This window comes from Sphingomonas sp. Leaf231 (assembly GCF_001421995.1).
In the GTDB taxonomy this organism is placed as follows: domain Bacteria; phylum Pseudomonadota; class Alphaproteobacteria; order Sphingomonadales; family Sphingomonadaceae; genus Sphingomonas.
Genome location: NZ_LMLS01000004.1, coordinates 135,952 through 161,971, shown reverse-complemented (window position 1 = coordinate 161,971; position 26,020 = coordinate 135,952). Strand labels below are relative to the sequence as shown.

Genomic DNA, 26,020 nt, shown 5'->3' with positions numbered 1-26,020 from the left:
TTGATCCTTAGGCTGCGAGTGCGCCCCAATTGCTTTTGACGAAGCCTCGGGCTTTGCTCTGTAGGTAAATGGACATGGCCTCATGCGGCTTGCCGGGAGCTAGCTCCATGATGATGCCGGGGATTGCCTCCGGCTTTTTGGAGACGAGGTAATCGTAAACATCGTCGGGCAGGACCGAGAAGCCATTGCATTCATGCTGCTTCGGAACGCTGTCCTTAAGAACCATATCCCACGTCTTCGCCTTGTAGCGGATAATGAAGCCAGTGTTCATGAGGTTCTGACCCGCTACCGGGATTGATACTGAGATGTCTGAGAACCGGCTAAGCCGTTCCTCCCGCTCCCGGTCAGCCTGATCGGCCAATGCGGTAGCGAAGCGATCCTTTGCGGACTGTAGCGCCTTATCGATCTCGTTAGCCTTATCCATGGCGGGTTTGCCAAGTACATCAACCATCGCATTGACGCGGAGTAGATCAGCGCTAAGCGTCTCAATTTCATTGGCGATATCGGCAAGGTTGTCGGTAATGGACATGGTAATTCCTTTAGGTAAGTTGGATTATCGGCGAGGAGCAAAGGCACCGATGCCTCGCTTTTCATGCTGGTAGCTGTGGATGGTGCCGCTATCTGCATCGGCAGCGGCCATCAGTTTGGCAATCGACGGGCGACCAGCCGGCTTAGTCTTAGCGTATTCAGGAAGCGGGATGCCGAGCACATCAAGGCACAGGCGAAAGCCGCCTCGGACACGGCTGTCTACATTGCCAACGTGAGTAGCAATGCGGGGATCATCGAGACGGCTAACATCAACAGGAACAGGGTTCATGGTGTATCCTCGGTATTGATGGAGTAATATTGTCAAAAGTTACAGAAAGATGCCCCGCTTGCATGTGAGCAAACGGAAGCGGCAAAGTTACAATTATGGAAGGGGTCGCCTGCTAGGGACCAACTAGGGCAATGCTATCACTAGCAGGCTGGCGATTGCTCAGGGCCGTTGGGCTTCAATGGTTTAATGAGCAATGCGTATGTGGAGGATCATTCCTCAGATAGGCTCAGGTAGATGCATAGCGTAGGCCCAAACAGGAAAGGGATTAGCTATCTGAGCCTATCAGAAGAATGGGTCGTGTATGACAATCGAAGGGTGAAGCCATAGAGTAGGATGCACATACTAGTATGATCCTAGTGGATGAGTTATTAGCTGCATCCGCCGTCGTCCCTCTCCGGTTCTCCATGAGTATCCATGGGTTTACCCGGTCTATCCCTACAGATAGATAATGGGACTGGACTGATGCAAGGTTCGCATGATCCTGAGCGGATTGAGAATTAGCTTGCAGAGCCGCCGTCGTCGATACCCGCGCCATAACGGCACGCCTCTATGGTATCTTACAGTTAGCGCACTGTCGGGCGTGCTCCCGGCCTAACCGGGAACTGGCTGTGTCATTGCCTAATGGTACTAAATTGTCCGGCCATTAACCGGCGGAGCTTGCTTCCCATAGCCATACGGTCCCGAAATGCCCGACCGGATTATGCCGGAACATGGCCAGCCTCTCACGGCCCCGTAGGGCGTCGTCACGGCTCCCCGGCTAGGTCGGCACCCTCGGCCTCCCGGATCGACTCCCACGGCCTCCGCTGGTCAATCTGGCGGGGTTCAAGCTGCCCGCTTCTCAACCCGTTGAATGGCAGCGCGTGACACCCCGTACTCGGCGGCGAGAACGCCAAGGGATACGCCCTCGCTACGGCGCTGGCGGATCGTGGCTTGCTGATCGACGGTGAGGGCCGATGGCCTTCCCAGCGCCTTGCCCTCAGCCTTGGCACGGGTCAGTCCGGCTTGCGTCCGCTCGACCAGCAAATCCCGCTCAAACTCAGCGACGGCAGCGATAACGCCCATCGTCATCTTGCCAGCCGGGCTAGTGAGGTCGACGCCACCAAGGGCTAGGCAATGAACCTTCACACCTTCCTTGGCGAGGCTATCGACCGTGCTGCGAACGTCCATGGCGTTGCGGCCTAGCCGGTCTAGCTTGGTAACAATGAGGATATCCCCAGCTTCGAGCCGATCAACGAGCTTGGCGAAGCCCTTGCGCTCCATGGCGGCAACGGAACCCGATACCGTCTCAGCTATGATACGCTTGCCATCCACCTTGAAGCCTGCGGCCTCAATCTCCCGCACCTGATTGTCTGTGGTCTGATCGGCAGTGCTGACGCGGCAGTAGGCGAAGGTGCGAGCCATAGCGGCCTCCTGTATCGATAAGGTGGCTCGCTATGTGGATCGTATCGATATCCCTGTCAAGCTAGGTTTCGATACAATCATCCAAGCTGTATCGGAACCGGTCGATTTAGATGCAGCTATGCCAGCCGCAGGCAACTTCGTGACGCTTAACGCCACTTCAACGAGGGGGGAGGTAGCGAGCTAAGCATGACGACACGAGCGCCAGAGGATGAGCAGCCCCCGCATCCTGCCGAGAAGGTGGTAGCATGGTGCCTTGCCGTGATCGGCGTAGCGGTCGCCATTGCAAGACACGTTTTTCACCTCTGGTAGGTGTTCACGGTGAGCCAACGCGGGGGAGGGTATGGGGGAGATAGGGCGCTCAGAATTGTCTGATTGCCCTCTCGCGTATCTTTAGTGAAAATAGGTCGTAGGCACTTCGTTAACGTTAGCTCACTTGAGTGCGGCTGCTGGTTCGAGTAATGCCAAGGCTCCTAAATGAGTGCCTTATAGTTAGATCAATAAATCTTTGCTGAACCTCTGTGAGCGAGGAAAAGCCGGTGCCGTCAGTCATTCCCGCTGGCAAGTTGGCAGCAATTAACTTCGACCTGTTCAGCATAGAGCTAACAATTGCCAATGAAGTGCAATATATTCTTATTCTCAGGACGGTCGCCTTAGAGGCTGCATCATAAGCTTCTTTGTAAATGTCCATCCGATCGTTATAAAGCATTTTGTCGAGCGGATTCAGGGACTCTGCGAGGCCTACCAAAGGATCGCGGTCAATATCATGATTGCGATGGTTGTGCGCAAAATGGTTCCGAATCTTACGTAGAATAGAGGCCTGCTTTAAATCTACGTCAGTCAGCCATTCTATGCCTTTTGCAACTGTGAGCCGCTGCGCGAAGGTTGATAATGGTCCGTTGCTGCCAAAGTACAGGTCAGTATCTGCCGAGCTGGTTATTGACCACTTTTCTGCAAAGCGTCTTTTGAGCGCATCCTCCATGAAAGACACGGCGAGAATGCAGAACGTCCGACTGTCCTGTGAGAGGATATAGTCTGAGAGGCCTTCGGCTTCGTTGATTATATCCGCTTCTAAGTCGGTTGCCGCCCTGTTTTCTCTGAAGCTCTCTAAGAGAGTGCCTAGAAGGATTTCTCTCGCGTGCTCTACGTCAGGATCGTTCCAGTCGATTTCGCGCCTTATCAACGTCCAGCCCTCACGTTCCGGTTCTGCGAAGCTACATATCATCCATGCCTTGCGCCAGACGCGTCAGCCCTTGCCTCAGCTAGTACAAAGGCCTAATACAACCGTCCCGATGCTCTTTTAGAAAGCCGCAGAAATCCGCCATTTTTGGTGCCATTCGTAAAATCCTCTTCTGGGCACCATTCCCGGTCAAAGATGGGCGCCGCGCCCTCTTTGACGGGAAGTCCGACGGCGACGCCGTTTTCCAGCGCCGTTACCAGTCGCGAAATGACGATTTCGTCGGGCAAGACGAGCTGGGCGACCTCCGCCTGATGATCGCCGAATGACTGTAGCTGGCTTTCGACGGCGCAGAGCCGGTCGGCGCAGCGGGCGGATTGTATGGCCAGTCCGCGCATCGCTCCTGCAAGCTGTCGTGTCAGTTCGCTTTCCGTGCGGCCGGCCCAGACAGGCTCCCGGCTGCGCCCGTCGAGCATTGCCGCGCGCTCGTTGACGGAAAGCGGCTTCAGATCGGGCAGCGCCGTTTCCGGCTCGCCGCCCGGCGGGACCCTGGCCGGTTTCGACAACGGTGAAGGATGCGCCACGGCCGCCTTACCACCCGCCGGCACGATCCGAATGTGTCCGTCATCGCCGGCAGGCGGATCACGGTGCCCGCGCCAGAGGAGCCAGCCCGCGCATAGCAGGATGGCGAGCATCCCCGTGACGAGCAACCCGCGCGTCATGATCGCGGCCGTCGCTGGCCCGGTCTGGTCGCGACGGACGGGGCACAAGGTTACCGTCAGTGGGCCCTTAAACCGATGTGGAACACGGTTTCCTTGTCACGCAACCCGTGATCGACGGCGCGATTCGGCATCCATTGATCAACGCCGGCGTCCAGCGTCAGCCAATCGAGCTGTTGCGGGAACGGCACGCCGGACAAAAGAATGCCCGCGCGCGCGAAGCCGAACGTGTGTTTTCCGCCATCCGTCCCGTCGAAGAAATTGTCCGAAAGCCCCAACGCGATCGGAAAGGCGAGGCGCAGGGTGCGATCCTCGCCGCCGAGCGTGAACGAGGGGGCGATCGCAGGTTCGATATAGGTGGCATCGGGCCGCGCGGGCCGACCCACTTCGCGCGCCACGAGCAGGGAGGGCGACAATGTGAATTCGCGAAGCTTCACGTTCGCCCAGAATCGACGATCGTCGAAGCGCACCGCGATCTGCGCCTCGGAATAGCCGTCGAAGCTCCGCGCTGGCGACAGGTAGGAATAATAATTGGCGGCGATCGACCAATCCCGTAATATGGTCGCGCCAATGCTGGCGTAGAGATCCTGCTCGTACCAGCCCTTCATCGATCCGCTATTGCGCTGGTCCATGCCCGGCTCGGCCGCCTGCATGCTGGCCCAGCCACCAAGAGTCAGATGCGGGTCGGCGATGTCCCCGGTCGAAAGCTCCCGCATGGCGACCGTGACCGACCCATACGGCTGCGCGCTGGTCGCCGCCGAGTAGATCAGGCCGCGCGCGATGTAATGCGGCACCACCGCAAGTCCTGCCTCCCATGATATCGGTGCCTGCGTCATCTCGGTATCAGGCAGGTCGGGCAACAGGTTGGGACCAGGCCGAGCGTCCTCCGGCGGGCGGGCCTGCAGGCTGGTGGTCTGCGCCGCCGCGATGGTGCCGGTGGCGAGCAAACTCACCGCCGATAGTTCGATCGGTCGTGCGATGCGCAACAGGTAGTGCCACGAACCGGCTGAGCGGGACGGATTACGAAGGTGCATCTACGGTTCTTTCGGACCCAGGCCCTGGGGATGCCCCCGCTGGCCCGGATGATGTGGCGATTCCGGTCGATCGACGACCAAGTGCCATCTCAAGGAAAGGCACCGTGTCTGAACGGGTCAGACGGCTGCAAGACGAGGGGCTGAGTCGAGGCGAAAGCGGCCGACCTCGCGAGCCAGTGTGTCCGCTTCTTCCGCCAGGCCGCGCGCGCTGGCGTTCGTCTGCTCCACCATGGCAGCGTTGCGCTGCGTCACTGCATCCATTTCGCCAACGGCGACATTCACCTGGTGCAGGCCGCCGGCTTGCTGGCGGGCGGCGTCCGCGATCGTGCCGACCAGCGTGTCGAGCGTGCCGATCTGCTGGATAATCCGATCGAGTGACTTGCCCGTTTCCGTCACCAGCGCGACCCCGGCATCCACCTGCGCGTTTGAGGTGAGAATGCGTTCCTTCACGTCCTTGGCCGCATCCGCCGACCGCTGAGCCAGCGCGCGCACTTCGGATGCGACGACCGCGAAGCCACGACCAGAGTCTCCCGCCCGCGCCGCCTCGACGCCGGCATTCAGTGCCAGCAGGTTGGTTTGAAAGGCGATGCTGTCGATCACCGTGATGATGTCGGCGATTTCGGCGGCGGATCGCTCGATGGCGGCCATCGCCGAAACGGCACGCCGAACCACCTCGCCAGATTGCTCGGCCTCGTTCCGCGCGACACGAACGGCAGTGTTGGCCTGGCCGGCGTCCTCGGCGGTGCGGCGGACGGTCGTGGTGATTTCGTCCATTGCCGCGGCCGTTTGCTCCAGCGCCGCGGCCTGTTGCTCCGTCCTTCGCGCCATATCGTCGGAGGCGGCGCTGATCTCGCCGGAACCGGTGCTGACGTCCGCTGCGCTGCGAGACACCGCCGTTATCGACTGTGACAGCTGGTCGATCGCGGCGTTGTAGTCGATCTTGATCTGATCATAGTCAGCGCTGAACGGCACGGTGATGCGACGGGACAGATCGGCCTGCGCCAGGCGTTGCAGGTTTTCGGCAAGGTTGGTGACCACGATCTGTTGCTCGCGATCGGCCTCCCGCTTGGCGCGCGCATCGTGGCGAAACACGTCTACGGACTCGCGCATCAGCGCGATCTCGATCGCTTGCGCCGGGGGGTGATCCGGTGCGGAGAGATCGCCCGTCGCCAGTTGGCCCATCTCTGCCGTCACACTGGCCAGCGGCCGACCGACGACGCGGATCGCGGTGAGGCGCAGTACGACGGCCAGCGCCACAATCATCACCAGCGCGGAGATCAGGAGCGTCAATTCCGCCATGCGCGCATCGGCGAGTACGGCCGACATCGGCAGCTTGACCCGCACAACCCACTTTGCATCGAAGCCCTGGAAGCGGATCGGCCGTACGACCTGCACGACGTTGCCGATTTCCGGATCATTCACGATCGATGCCGCCTCTGGCGATCGCCGGCCCTGCTTGCCGAGCAGTGCGCGGTTCCGGGCGTAGACATACAGGCCCTCGTTCGAAAGCACCTCTATCCGGGCATCGAACGGCAACTTCATCGCGTCGATCGTGTGCGACAGGTCGTCGAGCCCCAGGTCGACCCCGACAACGCCGGCATTTCGCCCGCCCTCATGGATCGGTTGGACGATCGAGGTGATCGTCCGCATCTGGCCGTCGACCGTGTAGAAACCGGGTTCGACCAACAGCGGCCGGCCGGTGCGGATCGGCTTCTGATACCACTCATTGACTGCCGGCTTATCGTAATCGTGCAGCGGCTCCAGCACCAGCTGCTCGCCGGACCGACCCCAGGTGGGCACGAAACGCCCCGATGCGTCGTGACCGGACGTGCCGGCAAAGGCCGCGTCATTGCCGTCAAAGGCGTTGGGTTCCCACGCCGTCCATGCGCTGAGCAGCTCGGGCGCATTGGCCAGCGTCGCGCGCAGCGTCGCATTGTACGCCGCGCGATCATCGCTTCCGCGTTCGCGTGCTGCGACAATGGCGGCCTTCAGCGCTTCGCTAGCTCCTATCGGACGTTCGAAATGGGTGCGCAGTTCGGCGGTGATCTGATCGGCGACAATCTGCGCCGTTTCGATGCCGCGCGCTTTGGCCGCTTGCTCCATGACCATGCCCGTAATTGCCGAGCCGAGGCCGACGATGCCCGCGACCGTCAGCGCGCCTCGCGTGCTCATGATCGTCGACAGGGAACGCAATTTCATAGCTAGTTCACCACCTCTGGCAGAAGAATCAATTAAGGGCATCGTTAACTTGAAGTATGAATTTGGCTGGTGATCGCAGCTGTATTATAAGATGGATTATCTGCGACGGTGCGCGTTCGGCACGGTATAATGCAGTTGCGGACTTGCTTCGGGAAAGTGGAGAGTTCCATTGAGGTGAAAGGCGAACTCGACGACGAAGCAGCGACGGTTCGCGAGGAGTTTCAGGACGAAGCGGTACGGACGGTGGCGACCAGCGGCGTATGCAGCGCGAGATAGCGGATGACGTGGGCCTCGCGCTGTCGACGCTGGTGCGCTGGATCAGCCGCAGGCAGGCATGGCCGCGGTGCTTTATACTGGCGCATATCCGTTCCGCGTTCGCGCTATCGAACGGCGTCTACGACAGTCCATGCATGACGCGCGAGTAGCAGGATGATGGCTTCGTCATCGGACGTCGGCGCACGGCGCGACTGATGCGCGAGAACGGCCCGCGTGGTCGGCAGAAGCGGAGGTTCAAACGCACCACCGACAGCGAGCATGGCTGGCCGCTCGCCCCGAACATCATCAATCAGAATTTCACTGCGACAGCGCCCGACCAGAAGTGGGCGTGGACATCTCGTAGGTCTGAATACCGGAGGGATGGGCCTGTCTGGCAGTGGTCATCGACATTTTTCCCCACCGCGTGATCGGTTGGGCCGCGGCGACCGCCTGCACCGCGATCTGGCGCTGGCCGCATTGCGCAGGGCCTCGCCACGCGCCGCCCCCGCACTATCCACCCTTGCCTCACCCGATCGCGGCAAGCTTTTTGAATAGGTCAGCTGTAATGCGGCGTGGCGGCGTGACTCTTTTCATCTCGAACCTGCGTCGTCGATTACCGCCTCCACCTGCGCCTGCCGCCGACCACCGTCGAAGATCGGCACAGTCAGGTTCGCGCCGGGCGAACCGCGTGCCGACCTATACGATCAGCCGGGAACGCCTGGCGCTCGTCGTAGCGCCCCAGCTCAAGCAGGACGACGTGCTGACAGCGCTCGCCAACCTGTTCATGGCCCGGGGATCACCGGCGCACAGGCGGGAAGCTGCACTTCCAGTCGTTCCATTTCCACTTTTCCAGCGGTCGACCCAACCCGAGTGGATCTCAGACGTCGAGGTTGGCGACGTTCAGCGCATTCTCCTGGATGAACTCGCGGCGCGGCTCCACCACGTCGCCCATCAGGCGCGTAAAGATTTCGTCCGCCACATCGGCCTGTTCGATCGCGACCTTCAACATCGTGCGGTTCGACGGGTCCAGCGTCGTCTCCCACAATTGCTCGGCATTCATCTCGCCCAGCCCCTTGTAGCGCTGGATCGCGAGCCCCTTGCGCCCGGCGGCCAGGATCGCGTCGAGCAGCTGTGACGGGCGCGCCACCAAAGACTCGCCACGCCCGACGGTGACCGTATCCTCACCCTCTTCGTCGGTGGGGATCGCGTCGGCCGGCGCATCGACCGCGGCACCCTTCACCGGCACCAGCTTGGCCGCGTGTGCGAATGTCTCGGCCTGCTCGCTTGCCAGCGTATGCAGCTTGCGTGCTTCGGCCGACGCCACGAACGCCGCCTCGACGATGTGGTGATCGGTCACCCCGCGCCACAGCCGCTCGAAATGGATGCTGCCGTCCTCGGTCAGGCGCGCGCTCCACGCCGCCTCCGAATCGCCCTGGTCCAGCCGGCGCACCACCTCACGCACCGCCGTGTCACGCGCCTCGTGCGTTGCGTCGGGGTCCAGCGCGCCACCCAGCGCCAGCGCCTCGATGATGACCGGGTCGTAACGCCGCGGCACGTAGCGCATCAGCGTCCGCATACGCCGCGCATGTTCCACCAGCGGGCGCAGGTGCGCGCCGGTCAGCATCTCGCCGCCACGCTCCAGCGCCATCGCGGTCAGCCCGCCGTCGACCAGATACTGGTCCAGCGCGTGATCGTCCTTCAGATACACTTCCGACCGCCCCTTGGTCGCCTTGTAGAGCGGCGGCTGGGCGATATAGAGGTGTCCGGCGTCGATGATGTCCTTCATGTGGCGATAGAAGAACGTCAGTAACAGCGTGCGGATATGCGCGCCGTCGACGTCGGCGTCGGTCATGATGACGATCTTGTGGTAGCGAAGCTTGTCGAGATTGAACTCGTCGAGAATGCCGGTGCCCATCGCCTGGATCAGCGTGCCGATCTCGCGGCTGGAAATCATCCGGTCGAACCGCGCCCGCTCGACGTTCAGGATCTTGCCACGCAGCGGCAGGATCGCCTGGAAATGCCGGTCGCGGCCCTGCTTGGCCGAGCCGCCGGCAGAATCGCCCTCCACCAGGAACAACTCGCACTTGGCGGGATCGCGTTCCTGGCAATCGGCCAGCTTGCCGGGCAGGCTGGCGATGTCCATCACGCCCTTGCGCCGGGTCAATTCACGCGCCTTCTTCGCGGCCTCGCGCGCGGCGGCGGCGTCGATGATCTTGCCGACGATCGACTTGGCGTGCTGCGGATTCTCCTCCAGCCATTCGGCCATCTTGTCGGCCATCAGGCTTTCCAGCGGCTGGCGCACCTCGGACGAGACCAGTTTGTCCTTGGTCTGCGAGGAGAATTTCGGATCGGGCAGCTTGACCGATACGATCGCGGTCAACCCTTCGCGCATGTCGTCGCCGGTCAGGCTGACCTTCTCCTTCTTCAACAACCCCGATTTCTCGGCGTAATTGTTGAGCGTGCGGGTCAGCGCGGCGCGGAACGCCGCGATATGGGTACCGCCGTCGCGCTGCGGGATGTTGTTGGTGAACGCCAGCACGTTCTCGTAATAGGAATCGTTCCACTCCAGCGCGACTTCGATCGTCACATGGTCGCGCGTGCCCGCCACCGAGATCGGGTCCGGGAACAATGGCTGCTTGTTGCGGTCCAGCCACTTCACGAACGCGGCGATCCCGCCTTCGTAGAACAGCTCGATCGACTTCGGCTCCTCATGCCGTGCATCGGTCAGGAACAGGCGGACGCCGGAATTCAGGAACGCCAGCTCGCGGTAACGATGCTCCAGCTTCTCGAAGTCGAATTCGACGATCTTGAACGTGGCGGGGGAGGGGAGGAACGTCACGCGCGTTCCCTTCTTGCCCTCCACCTTGCCGACCACCTTCAGCGGGGCCACCGCGTCGCCGTGCGCGAAGCGCATGTAATGCTCCTCGCCATCGCGCCAGATCGTCAGATCCAGGAACTCGGACAGGGCGTTGACCACCGACACACCAACGCCGTGCAGGCCGCCGGACACCTTGTAGGCGTTGTCGTCGCTGGTGTTCTCGAACTTGCCGCCGGCGTGCAGCTGGGTCATGATGACCTCGGCCGCTGACACGCCCTCTTCCGGGTGGATGCCGGTCGGAATGCCGCGGCCGTTATCGGTCACGCTCACCGATCCGTCGGCGTTCAGCACGATATCGATCCGGTCGCAATGGCCGGCCAACGCCTCGTCGATCGCATTGTCGCTCACCTCGAACACCATGTGGTGGAGGCCCGACCCGTCGTCGGTATCGCCGATGTACATGCCCGGACGCTTGCGGACCGCGTCCAGCCCCTTCAGCACCTTGATCGAGGAGGCGCCGTATTCGCTGGTATTCTGCTGTTCTGCCATGCGCGATATATAGGCAGCGCGACCGCGTAACGGAAGCGAAACCTAGCCCGCGCGCGTATCCCGCAACCCCGTGTAGAGCAGGCCCGCCGCCGCCAGCGCCGCCGCCGCGACCGCCAGTGCCGCGCCGTCGCCGCCCGTGGCGTCGTGCAGCGCGCCGAACCCGACGATCCCCGCGCCGCTCCCCGCCAGCGCGATCACGATCAACGTGCCGTAGATCTCGCCATAGGCACGCAGCCCGAACAGCCGCGCGGCGAAGAACGGAAACAGGTCGTTCTCCGCCCCGTTCATCAGCCCCGCCAGGAACACGCCCGCCGCCAGCCCGGCCAGCCCCAGGTCCGGTGACTGGAGCAGCGCGAATCCGCCCGCCGAGACGAACGCCACCGTCGCGGCGATCCGCTGCGGCGTGGCGCGATCGATCAGCGCGCCGAACACGACGCGCGCGGCGATCTGCGACGCCCCGAATGCGGTCAGCAACAAGGCGGCATCCCGCGCCGTCAGCCCGCGCGCGATCCCAAACGGCACCATCTGAGTCACGAAGCCGATCGTGCCCAGATTGACGAAGAACCCGGTGAAGCCCAGCCGCCAGAAGCGTGCGTCGCGCCGCGCCGCCGCTGCGGACACCCCCGCCGACATGCCGCCGTCCGGCAAGCGCGGCTGCGTCGCCGCACCGCGGATCGCGAACAGCGCCACCGGCATCGCGATCAGCGTCGAATAGATCGCCAGCGCCACGAACCCGCCGCGCCACCCATGTTGCGCGATCACCACGTCCAGCACCATCGGCAGCAGCAGCGTGGCCGCCGGCAGCCCCGACGTGGCGATACCCAGCGCCAGCCCGCGATGTGCGATGAAACGCGCCGCGATCAACTTGCCGTATACCAGGGCGCTGGTGCCCGGCACGGTCATCGCAAGGCACAGCACCAACAGGTGGTAATGCCACAGCACCCCGCCCATCGCGGCCATGCCCAGATAGGCCAGGCCCAGCAGGGTCATGCACCCGGCGATCGTCGGCCGCACACCGATGCGGTCGACGCCGCGCCCCAGCAACGGCACCGCCAGGCTGCCGGCGAAGCCCAGCCCGCTGGCCATCGCGATCTCGCCGCGGGTCCAGCCGAACTCGCCGGTCAACCCGGGGACGAACAGGCTCGACATGTTCTGGAACAATGCCGGGCCGGCACCGCTGCCGATCACCGCCGCCAGCACCACCGGCCAGCCCCGCCGCCATTCGTGTCGATTCGCAAGGGGCGCGGGCGCGTGCATCGCGGGCCGCGCTAGCGTGCGTCGTGCCCGGCGTCATCCTGCGCGCGATCGGGCAGGACCAGAAAGCATGTAGCGGCCAGCAGCAGCGCGACGCACCCCAGGGTCAGCGCGGCGCTATATGCGCCCGTCATGTCGTGCAGCCGCCCGAACCCGATGATCCCCACCGCCGTCCCGGACAACGCGATCGGTATCGCGGTGCCATAGATTTCGGCATAGGCGCGCAACCCGAACAGCCGTGCGGCGAAGAACGGCAGCAGGTCGTTCTCCGCCCCGTTCATCAGCCCGGCCAGGAACACCAGCACCAGCAACGTGGCCAACCCCGCCGGCGCGAACGCCAGCGCGACGAACGCCGCGGCGGATACGATCGCGAACGCCGCCGCGACGGGCTGCGGGCGCATCCGGTCGACCAGCCACCCGACCATCAGCCGTCCGGCGATCGCGCTGCCGGCGAAACTGGTCAACAGCAACGCCGCCTGTGGGGCGGCCAATCCCAGTTCCAGCCCGATCGGCACCAACTGCGTGACAAGGCCGGTGGTCGCGGCGTTGATCAGCCATGCCGACGCCACCATGATCCAGAACCGCCGGTCGCGCCGTGCCGACGCCGCGCTTACCCCCGGCAACGCCCCGCGCGCCGCGATGTCCGCCGGCAGCGCAGGCGCGGCGCGCAGGGTCAGCACGATCAGCGGCAACGCCAGCAGCACCGCCCCGCCGCCCAGCGCGATGAACCCGGCGCGCCAGCCGCGTTGCGCGATCAACGCCCCCAGCAGCGGCGCGGCGACGATCGTCACCACTGCCAGCCCGGACGTGCCCAGCGCCAGCGCCAGCCCGCGACCGCGCACGAAATGTGCCGCGATCAACTTGCCATAGGCAAGGCTGCTGGTGCCGGGCAGCGCAAGCACCAGCAATGCCACCCCCACCTGATATCGCCAGATCGCCGCCCCGCCGCGCATCCCCATCGCGGCCAGCCACAAATAGGCGACGCCCAGCAGCAGCATCGACGCGACGATCACCGGACGCACGCCGATCCGGTCGGCGGTGCGCCCGATCAGCGGGGCGACCGCGGCCGCCGCCAGCGCCAGTCCGGCGGCGGTCGCGATATCGCCACGCGACCAGCCGAATGTCGCCTCCAGCCCGGGAGTGAACAGGCTCGACAGGTTCTGGTACAATCCCGGTCCAAGCCCGGCGCCCAGCATCGCCGCCACCACCACGGGCCAGCCGCTGCGCCATTCGGCAGCGGCATGACTGGGGGCGGGGCGGGGCGCGTGATCGGTCAGACGAAGTCCTCGTTGCAGGGTGCGGACGGCGTCACAACGCGGTACGCCGCAAAAAGTCGTATGCGAAACGATATCGCTACAAGCCGATCCATGTCGCGTCCGCGATCGCCGAGAACAATGCCCGCTCGGTTCCGGTCATCCACACCTGACCCAAAGGCGCCAGCCGCGCGAACAGCGCGGTGCGCCGCACCGGATCGAGGTGGGCGGCCACTTCGTCCAGCAGCAGCACCGGCGCACGCCCGACGACCGCCGCGACCAGTTCGGCATGCGCCAGCACGATCGCCAGCAGCAACGCCTTCTGCTCGCCGGTCGAGGCGGTCGCGGCCGGGCGCGCCTTGTCGACATGCGTCACGATCAGGTCGGCACGGTGCGGCCCCGCCAGCGTGCGGCCGGCGGCGGCATCGCGCGTCCGGCCGTGTCGCAACGCCAGCGCCAGTTCCGCGCCGTCGCCGCTCCATCCCTCCAGCGCGATGCGCGCGCGCGCGATATCGCCCGCCGGTTGCGCCGCCAGCGATTCGTCGAGCGCGGCCACCGTGCGCCGCCGCGCCGCGTCCAGCGCCGCGCCGTGCTGCGCCATCTGCGCCTCCAACGCCGCCAACCAGTCCGCATCCGGCGCGGGTTGCGCCAGCAGGCGGTTGCGATCACGCATTGCCGCTTCGTATCGCGCCCCATCGCGGGCATGTCCCGGCTCCAGCGCCAGCGTCAACCGGTCCAGAAACCGCCGACGGCCGCCCGCCGCCTCGGTGAACAGCCGGTCCATCGCCGGGGTCAGCCACAGCACCGCGAGCCGCTCGGCCAGCGCGGTCGAAGGGGCGGGCGCACCGTTGATCCGCACCACCCGCCGCTCGGGTGCGGTCGCCAGCGCGCCGGTGGCCAGTGTCACGTCGTCACCCATTGTCGCGGCGACCCCGAATCCGCCCGGCCCGTCGCCGCGCGCCACCTCCGCCAGCGCCGCACGCCGTAGCCCGCGTCCCGGGGCGAGCAGCGACACCGCTTCCAGCACGTTGGTCTTGCCCGCGCCGTTCGCGCCGGTCAGCACCACGAACCCCGCGCCCGGCGCGATCGTCAGCGCGGCATGGTTTCGGACATCGGTGAGGACGAGGCGGGACAGCATGGCGCGCCACGCTGGTAGGGGCAAAGCGCGGACGTGGCGACCGTTTCCTCGCCACGCCGGCGCGCCCCTACGCCTGCCGGCGTGGATCGCGCGTCTGTTTCGACGTTGGAATGATCCGGCGCAATCACCCGTCGGCTCACCCTGGACCACGCGCGGCCCGACGGCATGATGCCGCCCGTTGCCGACCGACGATCCCCCGGCGACACCCGGCGTCATTGCGAGCGCAGCGAAGCGATTCAGCGTCTCGTTCGAGACGGCCACGTAGCGCCTGCACCCACCGCATCGGCCACTGTCGCCCCGCCGCGCGGGAATAGCGAGGTAAACCAATGCTTCCCACAGGACGGCGGCGTATTGCCGGCATTCACCATCCGGGAACGTGCGTCCGGTGTCGTATCCCCGCTCCCGCCCGAGCCGCTTCCTCCCGGACGCCAACCGTGCCGTCGCCCCTTGCAACGCATGCCGCCACCCGCGACAGCGCACGCATGACCATCCCTGCGAACCGCACCGGCCTGATCCTTGGCATAAGCGCCTATGTGCTGTGGGGCTTGCTGCCGCTCTACCTGCGCCTGCTCCACGACGTGCCCGCGTTGCAGGTGCTGGCGCATCGCGTGCTGTGGTCGCTCGTGCTGCTCGGCGCCATCGTGGTCGTCATCCGGCGTGGGCGCGCGATTGTCGCGGCGGCGCGCGGGCGTACCTTGTTGCTGTTGTGTGCGTCGGCGGCGCTGATCGCGGTCAACTGGCTGGTCTATATCTGGTCGATCCAAAACGGTCACGTGCTGGAGGCGAGCCTCGGCTATTTCATCAACCCGCTGGTCAACGTCGCGCTCGGCACCATCGTGCTCGGCGAACGGATCGGCCGGGTGCAGAAGGCGGCGGTCGCGGTCGCCGCGGTGGGCGTCGCGGTCATGGCCGTCGCGGGCGGCGGCGCGTTGTGGATACCGCTCTCGCTCGCCTTCAGCTTCGGCCTCTATGGCCTGATCCGCAAGGTCGCGGCGATCGACGCGCTGGGCGGGCTGACGGTCGAAACCGCGCTGCTGGCCGCGCCTGCGCTCGCGGTGCTGCTGCTCGGGTCGGAACCGGTGTTCGGGCGTGGCATGCAGACCGATGTATTGCTGGTTCTCGCCGGTGCGGTCACCGCCGTGCCGCTGCTGATGTTCGCAGCCGCCGCGCGCCGGCTGCGCTACTCGACCATGGGGCTGCTGCAATATATCGGCCCGACGCTGCAATTCCTTCAGGCGGTGCTGCTGTTCCGCGAACCGCTGCGCCCGGTGCATATCGTCACTTTCGCGCTGATCTGGACCGGCTGCGTGCTCTACGCGATCGGCAGCCGGCAGCCGCGCGTCAATCCCTAGGTTCGCGACGGCCCAGCCACGCGGTGGTCGCCAGATCCATCGTCACGTTGCCGACGGTGCGAATGATGTCCGGGATCGTCTCCACCGCCACCAACAGGCCCAGCGGGGCGACCGGCGCGCCGATCGTTCCCGCGATCGGTGCGATCGCGCTGACGTAGCTGACCGTGCCGGGCAGGCTGACCGAGCCAAGCGAGGTGAGGGTGGCCACCACCACGCCGATCGCCAGCGTCGCCGGAGACAGCGCCACGCCGAACCACGTCGCGACATAGATCGCCACCGCCAGGTTCATCGAAGGTCCGGTCACGCGGAAGATCGCCACCGCCAGCGGCAGCGTAACCCCGGCGGTCTCCACCGGCACGTCCAGTCCGCGCGCGCCCTCGATCATCGCGGGCACCGACGCCAGCGAGGATTGCGTGCTGATCGCCACCGCCTGCGACGGTAGCGCCGCGCGCGCGAACCGCGTCAGCGGCACGCCCCCGCCGAACCGCGCAACGGGATAGGCGAGCAGCGTGACGATCACTCCCACGCTGGAGACCACGAGAATATAATGCACCAGCGCACCGAAGGCGCCGCTGCCCGCGCGCGCGCCGACCACCAGCGCCAGCGCGAAGACCCCGGCCGGCGCGATCCACAGCACCCAGTCGATCACCACCAGCATCGCGTCGCGCAGCGCGGTGAAGAACCGCACCAGCAGGGCGCGCCCCTCCGCCTCGATCCGCGCGATCGCGAATGCGAACACCAGCGTGAAGATGATGAGCGACAGGAACGCATCGTTCGCCGCGGCATGAACGATGTTGGTCGGCACGATCCCGGCGAAGAACTCGCCCAGCGGCGGCACCGCCGGCACCGGCCCCGCGCCGACCAGCGCGCCGCGCAACGCCGCGGCGGACGCGGCGGGCAGGGGGACGATCGCCAGGATCAGCGGGGTGACCAGCGCGGCGATCGTCGCGGAGGCGAACAGGAAGGCGACGTACAGCGTGATCGCGCGCCCGGCCAGCCGCCCGGCCTTCGCCGCCTCCGCCGTCGCCGCCACCCCGGTGACCAGCAGCGACACGACCAGCGGCGCGATCGTCATCTGCAATCCGTGCAGCCACGCGGTGCCGACCGGCTCGGCGACGGCGATGGTTCCGGGCACCGCACCCGGCGCGAACGCCGCCAGCGCGACGCCGGCCGACAGACCGATCAGCAAGGACGACAGGATGCGGGTGGCTTGCGACATACGGGGGATTTCGCCCTTCGACGGCTTGTGGCTATGGACGTGTCAGGCCAAGCGAACGGAAGACACGATGGCAAGGAAATATTTCGGCACCGACGGGATCCGCGGGCTCACCAACGCCGGCGCGATGACCGCGGAAATGGCCATGAAGGTCGGCATGGCCGCGGGCCGCCACTTCCTGCGCGGCGACCACCGACACCGGGTGGTGATCGGCAAGGACACGCGCCTGTCGGGCTATATGCTCGAAAGCGCGCTGCAGGCGGGCTTCACCAGCGTCGGGATGGACGTGACGCTGGTCGGCCCGATGCCTACCCCGGCGGTGGCGATGCTGACCAAATCGATGCGCGCCGACATGGGCGTGATGATCTCGGCCAGCCACAATCCGTTCTTCGACAACGGTATCAAGCTGTTCGGCCCCGACGGCTATAAATTGTCGGATGAGGACGAACTGGCGATCGAGGCCGCGATCGACGGCGATGTCGCGCTTGCCCCCGCCGGGGAGATCGGCCGCGCCAAGCGGATCGACGATGCGCGCGGTCGCTACATCCACTTCGCGAAGTCGACCTTCCCCAACGACTTGCGGCTGGACGGCATGAAGGTGGTCGTCGATTGCGCGAACGGCGCCGCCTATCAGGTCGCGCCCGAGGCCTTGTGGGAGCTTGGTGCCGACCTGATCCAGATCGGCGTCCATCCCAACGGCCTCAACATCAACGACCGGATCGGCTCTACCCATCCGGAGGCGCTGTCGGCGGCGGTGATCGAGAATGGCGCCGACATCGGCATCGCACTGGATGGCGACGCCGACCGGTTGATCGTGGTCGACGAAAAGGGTCGGGTGGTCGACGGCGATCAGTTGATGGCGACGATCGCCGCCGGCTGGGCGCGCGCCGGGCGGCTGGCGGGCGGCGGGCTGGTCGCCACCGTCATGTCGAACCTCGGGCTGGAACGGCATCTCGCGGCGCAGGGTCTGGGGCTGGTGCGCACCGCGGTCGGCGATCGGCACGTGCTGGAGGCGATGCGACGGCGCGGCTACAATGTCGGCGGCGAACAATCGGGCCACATCATCCTCAGCGATTACGCCACCACCGGCGACGGTCTCGTCGCGGCGTTGCAGGTGCTGGCGGAGGTCTGCCGCGCGGGCGCACCCGCCAGCGAGGTGTTGCACCGGTTCGAACCGCTGCCGCAATTGCTCAAGAACGTCCGGTTCGCCGGTGGCAAGCCGCTAGACAACGATGCGGTGAAAGCGGTGATCGCCGGGGCGGAAGCCGAACTGAAGGGACGCGGCCGGCTGGTCATCCGCCCGTCGGGCACCGAACCGGTGATCCGCGTCATGGCCGAGGGCGACGATCCCGCGCACGTCGAACAGGTCGTCGACCGCATCTGCGACGCCGTTCGCGCCGCGGTATGACAGTGGAGGCGTCGGCCCGGCCGTCGCCGGGACGACGCCTCCCGAAACACGCTTACCGCTCGTTCAGATAATAGCGGTCGGTCGCGTTCAGCGACGCATCAAGTTCGTAGACGATCGGCTGCCCGGTCGGGATCTCCAGCCCGGTGATCTCGTCGTCGGGGATCTGCGACAGATGCTTCACCAGCGCGCGCAGCGAATTGCCGTGGGCGGAGATCAGCACCCGCTGCCCGTCCTTTAGCGCCGGGGCGATCCGCCCCTCCCAATACGGCAGCACGCGCGCGATCGTGTCCTTCAGGCTCTCGGTCGCCGGCACGTCGATCCCGGCGTAGCGCCGGTCGCCCGACAGGTCGAACGCGCTGCCCGCCTCGATCGGCGGCGGCGGCACGTCGAAGCTGCGGCGCCACACATGCACCTGCTCGTCGCCGTGCTTCGCCGCGGTCTCGGCCTTGTTCAACCCGGTCAGCCCGCCATAATGCCGCTCGTTCAGCCGCCAGTCCTTCTCGACCGGCAGCCACAGCCGTCCCATCGCTTCCAGCGCAAGGTTCAGCGTCTTGATCGCGCGGGTCTGGAGCGAGGTGAAGGTCTGGTCGAAATCCAGCCCTTTGGCCGCCATCAACTCACCCGCGGCGCGCGCTTCCGCCGCACCCTTCTCGGTCACGTCGACGTCCCACCATCCGGTGAAGCGGTTCTCCAGGTTCCAGGTGGATTGGCCGTGGCGGATCAGGACGAGTGTGGGCATCAATGTCTCCCTTGAAGGTCTAGGCTCAGAAACTGATTGTGTGCGCTCAGCGCGTAGTCGCCGAACGCGTCGCACGCGACGAAGCCGGCGCGGGTATAAAGCGACAACGCCGGAGCATAGGCGGGGGTCGTGCCGGTCTCCAGGAACAGGCGCGTATAGCCGCGTGCGCGCGCCTCCGCGACGATCGCGGCCAGCACGGCGCGGCCGACGCCGCGCCCTCGCCAGCCATCTGCGGCGCGCATCGACTTCACTTCGCCGCTCGTCGCATCCAGCGCGCGCAATGCCCCCATGCCGATCGGCGTATCGCCGTCCCATGCGGTCCAGAAGGCCACGTCGGCCGCGCCAAGCCCGCCGGCGTCGAGCGCGAAGGAAAAGCCCGGCGGCGTGCCGGCCCGCTGCTCCGCGACATGGGCGTGCAGCAACGATGCGAATGGCCGGGTTGGCGGGATCGTCGGTCCTGATCTCCATCGCGGCCCCCATGCTTGCCCGGTGATGCGCCCCGCTCTAGCGAACGGGGCCAGCGACACAACAGGAACAGCGTCATGACCATCCGCCGCCGCCCGCTCGTCCACGATGGTCCTGGCGGAGCCTTCGAAGGGGTGTTCGCCTGGGACGATGCGCTGGCGGGCGCGCGCCCGGCGGTGTTGGTGATCCCCAACGTCCTCGGCCAGAAGGAAGCCGACAATCGCAAGGCCGAGGAACTCGCGGCGCTCGGCTACGCGGCGTTCGCCTGCGACTTGTTCGGGCAGGGCCGACGCACGACGCGCGGGCCGGGCGCCAGCCTGTATATGGACGAACTCGACGCCGATCGCGGGCTGCTGCGCGAACGGCTGCGCGCCACGCTCGACGCCTTCGCCACGCAGGCGGAGGTAGATGAGGCACGGATGGCGGCGATCGGGTTTTGTTTCGGCGGCAAATGCGTTCTTGACATGGCGCGGGCCGGCATGGCGATCCGTGGCGGGGTCAGCCTCCACGGCGTCTACGATCGTCCGGTCGGCCAATCCGTCGCGCCGATCGCCGCCGCGCTGCTGATCTGCCACGGCTGGGACGATCCGCTCGGGCCGCCCAATGCGCTCGTCGCGCTCGGACGGGAGCTGACCGAAGCGGGCGCCGACTGGCAGGTGCACGCCTATGCCCGCGCGGGGCATGGCTTCACCGACCGCTCGTTGACCAATGCGGCTCCGGGGTTCGGCTATAACGCTCCGGCTGATCGGCGCAGCGATGTGGCCACGCATCTTTTCTTACAAGAAGTGCTTGGGAAATAACCAAAACGTTGCAGTTATCTCGCTTGATATGTATCAAAACATGTCAATTCGGTGTGAGATGATGGTGATTGTTCCAGCATCCCGCCGTAGGGTCGGTATCGAGCTGGGGGGCCACGATCTTGGGGATTACCGTTTTTGCGCCCGCGCCGACGCCCGTTGACGAAGCGGCGCGCGAACGGGCGGTGATCGGGTCGGGCGCGCTCGACGCGCGCCACGATCCGGCGCTCGGCGATCTGGTCGAACAGGCGCGGCTGACGTTCGGCACCGGTATGGCGGCGGTGTCGGTGCTGTCGCGCGACTGGCAGTATCTGATCGCCGTCGCCGGGGTCACGTCGCGCACCTATAGCCGGCGCATGTCGCTGTGCGGGCATGCGATCATGACCCCGCGTTCGGTCTTCTGTGTCGAGGATGCACGCGCCGACCCGCGGTTTGCCGACAATCCGATGCTGATCGACGGCGGGCAGGTGCGCTTCTACGCCGGGGCGCCGCTGGTCGATGCCGACACGATGCCGCTCGGCACCTTCTGCGTCTTCGATCGCGCGCCGCGCGCCGATTTCGGACCGTATGAACAGATGCGCCTGCAACAACTCGCCGATGCGGTGATGACGCGCCTCGCCACCTTGCGCGAATCCTGATCCGGCTGCGGTTCAGCCGGCGGCGGCGGCGCGGTGATGGCGGATGACCTCGTCGATGATGAAGCGCAGGAACTTCTCCGAGAATTCAGGGTCAAGTTCGGCGTCCTCGCTCAGCTGACGCAACCGCGCGATCTGCGCTTCCTCGCGACCGGGGTCTGCGGCGGGCAGTCCGGTCGTGGCTTTATGGGCACCGACCGCCTGCGTCACCTTGAACCGCTCCGCCAACAGGCAGACCAGAGCGGCATCGATATTGTCGATGCTCTTGCGATAGCCCTTCAGAATGTCGTCGGTCATCACGCCTTCCTCCGGCCACAGCGGTCGTTCCCATGCGCATACCTTCGTCGCGGGGCAAGCCCGCGCTTGCGTTGCGCGCGTGCCACCCCGTAAGGGCGGGAGCAGATGAGCGCTACCTTGCACCGACTTCCCGGCCACACGCCCTCGCTCGATCCCATGATCGCGCTGGTCGCGCGCGACATGGATCACGTCAACGCCGTGATCGTGGAGCGGATGCGATCCGAAATTCCATTGATTCCCGAGCTTGCCGGTCATCTGATCGCGGGCGGGGGCAAGCGGATGCGCCCGATGCTGACGCTCGCGGGCGCACAGCTGGTCTGCTATGGCGGCGATCGCCATCACCTGCTGGCGGCGGCGGTGGAGTTCATCCACACCGCCACCCTGCTGCACGATGACGTGGTCGACGGCTCGGACCTGCGCCGGGGCAAGCGGACCGCCAACATCATCTGGGGCAATCCCGCAAGCGTGCTGGTCGGCGACTTCCTGTTCTCGCGCTCGTTCGAGCTGATGGTCGGCGGCGGCAACATGCGCGCGCTGGAAATTCTCTCGAACGCGTCGGCGGTGATTGCCGAGGGCGAGGTGAACCAGTTGACCGCCGCGCGTCGCGTCGACCTGGCCGAGGAACGCTATCTCGACATCATCCATGCCAAGACTGCGGCGCTGTTCGCCGCTGCGTGCCGGATCGCCGGCGTCGTGGCGGAACGTCCCGCCGCCGAGGAGCAGGCGCTCGACTCGTACGGCCGCAACCTCGGCATCGCCTTCCAGCTTGTCGACGATGCGATCGATTACACCAGCGACGCCGGTACGATGGGCAAGGATGCTGGCGATGACTTCCGGGAAGGCAAGATGACGCTGCCGGTCATCCTCGCCTACGCACGCGGCTCTGCGGAGGATCGCACCTTCTGGCGCGATGCGGTGGAGGGGCGGCGCGCCTCCGACGACGATTTCGCACAGGCGGTCGACCTCGTTCGCCGGACCCGCGCCGTGGACGACACGCTGGCGCGCGCGCGCCATTATGGTCAACGCGCAACCGAATCGCTGGCGATCTTTGCCGACAGCCCGATCAAGGATGCGATGGTCGAGGCGGTCGAGTTCGCGGTCGCCCGCGCTTATTGACCGGTGCTTGATCGCGGGCGGGCGACACGCCCACCCGCGCCGCCGGATTACTTCTCTACGTTGAACAGGTCTTTGTATTGCCGCGGCTGGCAGCGGAGATACTGGTTCGCCGCCTTCACCCGCGCGCCCAGCGCGGCGGCGGCGTGCCATGGCCAGCGCGGATCGTACAGGATCGTCCGCGCCAGGGCGATCATGTCGGCGTCGCCGGTCGCGACGATCGCCTCGGCCTGTTCATAGTCGGTGATCAGCCCGACCGCGACGACCGGCATCGACACCGCCTGCTTCACCGCTCGCGCCAGTGGCACCTGGTAGCTTGGGCCTACCGGAATCTGCTGACGCGGATCCAGCCCGCCGCTCGACACGTGGATCGCCGCACACCCTCGCGCTTCCAGCGCCTGCGCGAACGCGATGGTCTGTTCGGCATCCCAGCCGCCATCTACCCAGTCGCTCCCCGATACGCGTACCGTCACCGGCCGGTCGGCCGGGAACGCCGCCCGCACCGCGTCGAACACCTCAAGCGGGAACCGCATCCTGTTCTCCAGCGAACCGCCATATTCGTCGTCGCGACGGTTTGAGAGCGGCGAGAGGAATTGGTGGAGCAGGTATCCGTGCGCCGCATGGATCTGCACCGCGTCCAGGCCAAGTCGCGCCGCGCGGTGGGTCGCGGCGACGAAATTGTCGCGAACGCGCTTCATGTCCCCCCGGTCCAGCGCGACCGGAGCGTGTTCTTTCTCGTCGAAAGCTTCAGGGGAGGGGGCGATCGTCTGCCAGCCATTGGCGTGTTCCGGCGCCAGCTGCGCCCCCCCTTCCCAGGGAAGATCGGTCGACGCCTTGCGGCCGGCATGCGCCAGCTGGATAGCGATAGGCATGTCTGAGTATTGGCGCACGGCATCGACGACGCGGGCCATCGCCGCCTCGGTCTCGTCGTCCCACAATCCGACATCGCCATAGCTGATCCGGCCTTCGGGCTCGACCGCCGTCGCCTCGATCGTCAACAGCCCCGCACCCGACAGCGCAAGCTGTCCCAGGTGGATCAGGTGCCAGTCGGTCATACGACCGTCGACCGCCGAATACTGGCACATCGGCGCAATGACGATACGATTGATCAGCGACAGGCCGCCGACATCAAGTGATTGGAAAAGCTTTGGTCCGCTCATCGTGCAGGCGCTCCGGAAGGTAAGCCGTCCCTACGCATCAGCGGATGTTTGGTGCCGCCGGGCGCGGCGGGATGTTTGGTCGGGGAAAGAGGATTCGAACCTCCGGCCCCTGCCTCCCGAAGGCAGTGCTCTACCAGGCTGAGCTATTCCCCGACCAGGGTTGCCGACCGGATGAACCGGGGGCAGGGCGCGGCTTATATCAGCGGTTTTCCCCAGTGCAAGGGCGGAATTCACTCGTCGTCGCGGCGGGTGGATGGACGCCGCTGACGGCGATGCGAGCCGCTGGCGTTTGCCATGGCGCTGGTCTAACGCCACCCGGTAACAATCCTTTCTTCTTCGGACGCCTTTGTGACCACCCCGCTCCACACGATCCGTAACTTCTCGATCATCGCGCACATCGACCACGGCAAGTCGACGCTCGCCGATCGGCTGATCCAGGCGACCGGCGGCCTGACCGACCGCGAGATGAGCGAGCAGGTGCTCGACAATATGGACATCGAAAAGGAGCGCGGTATTACCATCAAGGCGCAGACGGTGCGCTTGTCCTACAAGGCGCAGGACGGCGAAACCTATACGCTGAACCTGATGGACACCCCCGGCCACGTCGATTTCGCCTATGAAGTCAGTCGCTCGCTCGCCGCGTGCGAGGGGGCGTTGCTCGTGGTGGACGCCGCCCAGGGCGTAGAGGCGCAGACGCTGGCCAACGTCTATCAATCGATCGAGCACGATCATGAAATCGTGCCGGTGATCAACAAGATTGACTTGCCCGCTGCGGAACCGGAACAGGTCCGCAAGGAAATCGAGGACGTGATCGGCATCGACGCGTCGGAGGCGGTGCTGGCCAGCGCCAAGTCCGGGATCGGCATCGCCGACATCCTTGAGGCGATCGTCAAGAAGATCCCGGCACCGAAGGGCGATGCGGCCGCGCCGTTGAAGGCGATGCTGGTCGATTCGTGGTACGACCCCTATCTCGGCGTCGTCATCCTGATCCGCGTGATCGAGGGTGTGTTGAAGAAGGGCCAGCAAGTCACCTTCATGCAGGCCGGCACCAACCATCTCGTCGACCGGGTCGGCTGCTTTCGCCCGAAGATCGAACAGCTTACCGACCTTGGCCCGGGCGAGATCGGCTTCATCACCGCCCAGATCAAGGACGTCGCGCAGGCACGGGTCGGCGACACGCTGACCGATACCAAGCGCCCTACCGCGCAGCCGCTGCAGGGGTTCAAGGAAGTACAGCCGGTCGTGTTCTGCGGCCTGTTTCCCGTCGACGCGAATGACTTCGAGAAGCTTCGTGAGAGTATTTCTAAGCTGCGCCTGAACGATGCATCGTTCAGTTTCGAGATGGAGACGAGCGCGGCGCTGGGCTTCGGCTTCCGGTGCGGCTTCCTGGGGCTGCTCCACCTCGAGATCATCCAGGAGCGGCTGACGCGCGAGTACGACCTCGACCTCATCACCACCGCGCCGAGCGTGGTCTACCAGATCGAACTGACGCACGGTGGCGGCAGTATCGACCTCCACAATCCCGCCGACATGCCCGACGCCAACCGGATCGAGAGCATTTCGGAGCCGTGGATCGAGGCGGTGATCTACGTGCCCGACGAATATCTCGGCTCGATCCTGAAGCTGTGTCAGGACCGCCGCGGCATCCAGAAGAACCTCACCTATGTCGGCGGACGTGCGCAGGCGACGTATGAGCTGCCGCTCAACGAAGTGGTGTTCGACTTCTACGACCGCCTGAAATCATTGTCGAAGGGTTACGCCAGCTTCGACTATCATCAGATCGGGTATCGTGAAGGCGACCTCGTCAAGATGAGCATCCTCGTCAACGAGGAGCCGGTCGATGCGCTGTCGATGATCGTCCACCGAGGCACCGCCGAGGTACGCGGGCGCGGCATGTGCGAGCGGTTGAAGGAATTGATCCCCCGTCACTTGTTCAAGATCCCGATCCAGGCGGCGATCGGGGGTAAGGTCGTGGCACGCGAGACGATTTCCGCGATGCGCAAGGATGTTACCGCGAAGTGCTATGGCGGAGATGCAACGCGTAAGCGCAAGCTGCTGGACAAGCAGAAGAAGGGCAAGGCCAAGATGCGCGAATATGGCTCGGTCAGTATTCCGCAGGAAGCTTTCATCGCCGCACTGCGGATGGGCGACGAGAACTGACGCCAATGCGCGGGGCCCGACCTGCGTGGACGCGCCATCTGCTTGCTCGGCGGACGACGCGACCGTC

22 protein-coding genes and 1 tRNA gene are annotated in these 26,020 nt (G+C 65.4%); 6 read left to right on the top strand and 17 right to left on the bottom strand.

What is annotated here, in order from left to right:
- Nucleotides 1-7: 7 nt before the first annotated feature.
- The 11 genes from ASE95_RS13765 to recF all read right to left on the bottom strand — a co-directional run bounded on the left by ASE95_RS13765 (nt 8) and on the right by recF (nt 14,611).
- Nucleotides 8-529 (bottom strand): hypothetical protein, encoded by a 522-nt coding sequence (locus ASE95_RS13765; protein ID WP_056637322.1) that lies wholly within the window; start codon nt 527-529, stop codon nt 8-10.
- Nucleotides 530-553: 24 nt separating this feature from the next.
- Nucleotides 554-817 carry a hypothetical protein gene (locus tag ASE95_RS17735; protein ID WP_156348047.1) on the bottom strand — a complete coding sequence of 88 codons (264 nt, stop codon included), beginning with the start codon at nt 815-817 and terminating at the stop codon, nt 554-556.
- An 822-nt stretch (nt 818-1,639) separates the two neighbouring features.
- A complete protein-coding gene (locus ASE95_RS13755; protein ID WP_056637316.1) occupies nt 1,640-2,218 on the bottom strand; it encodes a recombinase family protein in 579 nt (192 codons plus the stop codon).
- Between the two features lie 424 nt (nt 2,219-2,642).
- Entirely contained in the window at nt 2,643-3,440 is a 798-nt protein-coding gene (locus tag ASE95_RS17730; protein WP_156348046.1) for a hypothetical protein, read from the bottom strand.
- Between the two features lie 50 nt (nt 3,441-3,490).
- On the bottom strand, nt 3,491-4,114 hold the full coding sequence (locus tag ASE95_RS13750; protein WP_156348045.1) for a hypothetical protein: 624 nt from the start codon (nt 4,112-4,114) through the stop codon (nt 3,491-3,493).
- A gap of 56 nt (nt 4,115-4,170) precedes the next feature.
- Nucleotides 4,171-5,145 (bottom strand): hypothetical protein, encoded by a 975-nt coding sequence (locus tag ASE95_RS13745; protein ID WP_156348044.1) that lies wholly within the window; start codon nt 5,143-5,145, stop codon nt 4,171-4,173.
- Between the two features lie 117 nt (nt 5,146-5,262).
- Nucleotides 5,263-7,344, bottom strand: a complete 2,082-nt coding sequence (locus tag ASE95_RS13740; protein WP_056637309.1) for a methyl-accepting chemotaxis protein — start codon at nt 7,342-7,344, stop codon at nt 5,263-5,265.
- 1,132 nt (nt 7,345-8,476) lie between these two features.
- Nucleotides 8,477-10,966 carry a DNA topoisomerase (ATP-hydrolyzing) subunit B gene (gene gyrB / locus ASE95_RS13735; RefSeq protein ID WP_056637306.1) on the bottom strand — a complete coding sequence of 830 codons (2,490 nt, stop codon included), beginning with the start codon at nt 10,964-10,966 and terminating at the stop codon, nt 8,477-8,479.
- A 42-nt stretch (nt 10,967-11,008) separates the two neighbouring features.
- A complete protein-coding gene (locus tag ASE95_RS13730) occupies nt 11,009-12,223 on the bottom strand; it encodes an MFS transporter (RefSeq protein ID WP_082450145.1) in 1,215 nt (404 codons plus the stop codon).
- Nucleotides 12,224-12,234: 11 nt separating this feature from the next.
- Nucleotides 12,235-13,416, bottom strand: a complete 1,182-nt coding sequence (locus ASE95_RS13725) for an MFS transporter (protein ID WP_162234693.1) — start codon at nt 13,414-13,416, stop codon at nt 12,235-12,237.
- Nucleotides 13,417-13,573: 157 nt separating this feature from the next.
- Nucleotides 13,574-14,611 (bottom strand): DNA replication/repair protein RecF, encoded by a 1,038-nt coding sequence (gene recF / locus ASE95_RS13720; protein ID WP_056637295.1) that lies wholly within the window; start codon nt 14,609-14,611, stop codon nt 13,574-13,576.
- A gap of 482 nt (nt 14,612-15,093) precedes the next feature.
- On the opposite strand from recF, the gene rarD reads away from it, so the two are divergent.
- Nucleotides 15,094-15,963, top strand: coding sequence for an EamA family transporter RarD (gene rarD / locus ASE95_RS13715; protein ID WP_056637292.1), 870 nt, complete (start codon nt 15,094-15,096; stop codon nt 15,961-15,963).
- Here the strand turns inward: rarD and ASE95_RS13710 are convergent.
- Nucleotides 15,953-17,182, bottom strand: a complete 1,230-nt coding sequence (locus tag ASE95_RS13710; RefSeq protein WP_056637288.1) for a dicarboxylate/amino acid:cation symporter — start codon at nt 17,180-17,182, stop codon at nt 15,953-15,955. The two genes, rarD and ASE95_RS13710, sit on opposite strands and share 11 nt — an antisense overlap.
- Nucleotides 17,183-17,249: 67 nt before the next feature.
- Here ASE95_RS13710 and glmM point away from each other — a divergent pair, with 67 nt between their 5' ends.
- Entirely contained in the window at nt 17,250-18,587 is a 1,338-nt protein-coding gene (glmM, locus tag ASE95_RS13705) for a phosphoglucosamine mutase (protein WP_056637285.1), read from the top strand.
- 52 nt (nt 18,588-18,639) lie between these two features.
- Here the strand turns inward: glmM and gpmA are convergent, their stop codons facing one another.
- Both gpmA and ASE95_RS13695 read right to left on the bottom strand, forming a co-directional pair.
- Nucleotides 18,640-19,326: a 2,3-diphosphoglycerate-dependent phosphoglycerate mutase gene (gene gpmA, locus ASE95_RS13700; protein WP_056637281.1), complete on the bottom strand. Its 687-nt coding sequence runs from the start codon at nt 19,324-19,326 to the stop codon at nt 18,640-18,642.
- On the bottom strand, nt 19,326-19,748 hold the full coding sequence (locus tag ASE95_RS13695; protein WP_235528329.1) for a GNAT family N-acetyltransferase: 423 nt from the start codon (nt 19,746-19,748) through the stop codon (nt 19,326-19,328). The genes gpmA and ASE95_RS13695 overlap by 1 nt, the downstream gene beginning before the upstream one ends.
- A gap of 120 nt (nt 19,749-19,868) precedes the next feature.
- On the opposite strand from ASE95_RS13695, the gene ASE95_RS13690 reads away from it, so the two are divergent.
- Both ASE95_RS13690 and ASE95_RS13685 read left to right on the top strand, forming a co-directional pair.
- Nucleotides 19,869-20,591: a dienelactone hydrolase family protein gene (locus tag ASE95_RS13690; RefSeq protein WP_056637278.1), complete on the top strand. Its 723-nt coding sequence runs from the start codon at nt 19,869-19,871 to the stop codon at nt 20,589-20,591.
- 119 nt (nt 20,592-20,710) lie between these two features.
- Entirely contained in the window at nt 20,711-21,226 is a 516-nt protein-coding gene (locus tag ASE95_RS13685; RefSeq protein WP_056637275.1) for a GAF domain-containing protein, read from the top strand.
- Between the two features lie 12 nt (nt 21,227-21,238).
- Here the strand turns inward: ASE95_RS13685 and ASE95_RS13680 are convergent, their stop codons facing one another.
- Nucleotides 21,239-21,520, bottom strand: a complete 282-nt coding sequence (locus ASE95_RS13680) for a chorismate mutase (RefSeq protein ID WP_056637271.1) — start codon at nt 21,518-21,520, stop codon at nt 21,239-21,241.
- 105 nt (nt 21,521-21,625) lie between these two features.
- On the opposite strand from ASE95_RS13680, the gene ASE95_RS13675 reads away from it, so the two are divergent.
- Entirely contained in the window at nt 21,626-22,636 is a 1,011-nt protein-coding gene (locus ASE95_RS13675; RefSeq protein ID WP_056637268.1) for a polyprenyl synthetase family protein, read from the top strand.
- A 47-nt stretch (nt 22,637-22,683) separates the two neighbouring features.
- Here the strand turns inward: ASE95_RS13675 and ASE95_RS13670 are convergent, their stop codons facing one another.
- Together ASE95_RS13670 and ASE95_RS13665 are read right to left on the bottom strand one after the other, a co-directional pair.
- Nucleotides 22,684-23,793: an NADH:flavin oxidoreductase/NADH oxidase gene (locus ASE95_RS13670; protein WP_056637265.1), complete on the bottom strand. Its 1,110-nt coding sequence runs from the start codon at nt 23,791-23,793 to the stop codon at nt 22,684-22,686.
- 76 nt (nt 23,794-23,869) lie between these two features.
- Nucleotides 23,870-23,946 (bottom strand) — tRNA-Pro (locus tag ASE95_RS13665).
- Between the two features lie 195 nt (nt 23,947-24,141).
- Here ASE95_RS13665 and lepA point away from each other — a divergent pair.
- Nucleotides 24,142-25,953 (top strand): translation elongation factor 4, encoded by a 1,812-nt coding sequence (gene lepA / locus ASE95_RS13660; RefSeq protein ID WP_056637260.1) that lies wholly within the window; start codon nt 24,142-24,144, stop codon nt 25,951-25,953.
- Nucleotides 25,954-26,020 lie beyond the last annotated feature (67 nt).

Excerpts from the sequence above, each read along its gene's own strand:
- ASE95_RS13765 (WP_056637322.1), bottom strand. The coding sequence starts at position 529 with ATGTCCATTACCGACAACCTTGCCGATATCGCCAATGAAATTGAGACG.
- ASE95_RS17735 (WP_156348047.1), bottom strand. The coding sequence starts at position 817 with ATGAACCCTGTTCCTGTTGATGTTAGCCGTCTCGATGATCCCCGCATT.
- ASE95_RS13755 (WP_056637316.1), bottom strand. The coding sequence starts at position 2,218 with ATGGCTCGCACCTTCGCCTACTGCCGCGTCAGCACTGCCGATCAGACC.
- ASE95_RS17730 (WP_156348046.1), bottom strand. The coding sequence starts at position 3,440 with ATGATATGTAGCTTCGCAGAACCGGAACGTGAGGGCTGGACGTTGATA.
- ASE95_RS13750 (WP_156348045.1), bottom strand. The coding sequence starts at position 4,114 with ATGACGCGCGGGTTGCTCGTCACGGGGATGCTCGCCATCCTGCTATGC.
- ASE95_RS13745 (WP_156348044.1), bottom strand. The coding sequence starts at position 5,145 with ATGCACCTTCGTAATCCGTCCCGCTCAGCCGGTTCGTGGCACTACCTG.
- ASE95_RS13740 (WP_056637309.1), bottom strand. The coding sequence starts at position 7,344 with ATGAAATTGCGTTCCCTGTCGACGATCATGAGCACGCGAGGCGCGCTG.
- gyrB (WP_056637306.1), bottom strand. The coding sequence starts at position 10,966 with ATGGCAGAACAGCAGAATACCAGCGAATACGGCGCCTCCTCGATCAAG.
- ASE95_RS13730 (WP_082450145.1), bottom strand. The coding sequence starts at position 12,223 with ATGCACGCGCCCGCGCCCCTTGCGAATCGACACGAATGGCGGCGGGGC.
- ASE95_RS13725 (WP_162234693.1), bottom strand. The coding sequence starts at position 13,416 with ATGCTGGGCGCCGGGCTTGGACCGGGATTGTACCAGAACCTGTCGAGC.
- recF (WP_056637295.1), bottom strand. The coding sequence starts at position 14,611 with ATGCTGTCCCGCCTCGTCCTCACCGATGTCCGAAACCATGCCGCGCTG.
- rarD (WP_056637292.1), top strand. The coding sequence starts at position 15,094 with ATGACCATCCCTGCGAACCGCACCGGCCTGATCCTTGGCATAAGCGCC.
- ASE95_RS13710 (WP_056637288.1), bottom strand. The coding sequence starts at position 17,182 with ATGTCGCAAGCCACCCGCATCCTGTCGTCCTTGCTGATCGGTCTGTCG.
- glmM (WP_056637285.1), top strand. The coding sequence starts at position 17,250 with ATGGCAAGGAAATATTTCGGCACCGACGGGATCCGCGGGCTCACCAAC.
- gpmA (WP_056637281.1), bottom strand. The coding sequence starts at position 19,326 with ATGCCCACACTCGTCCTGATCCGCCACGGCCAATCCACCTGGAACCTG.
- ASE95_RS13690 (WP_056637278.1), top strand. The coding sequence starts at position 19,869 with ATGACCATCCGCCGCCGCCCGCTCGTCCACGATGGTCCTGGCGGAGCC.
- ASE95_RS13680 (WP_056637271.1), bottom strand. The coding sequence starts at position 21,520 with ATGACCGACGACATTCTGAAGGGCTATCGCAAGAGCATCGACAATATC.
- ASE95_RS13675 (WP_056637268.1), top strand. The coding sequence starts at position 21,626 with ATGAGCGCTACCTTGCACCGACTTCCCGGCCACACGCCCTCGCTCGAT.
- ASE95_RS13670 (WP_056637265.1), bottom strand. The coding sequence starts at position 23,793 with ATGAGCGGACCAAAGCTTTTCCAATCACTTGATGTCGGCGGCCTGTCG.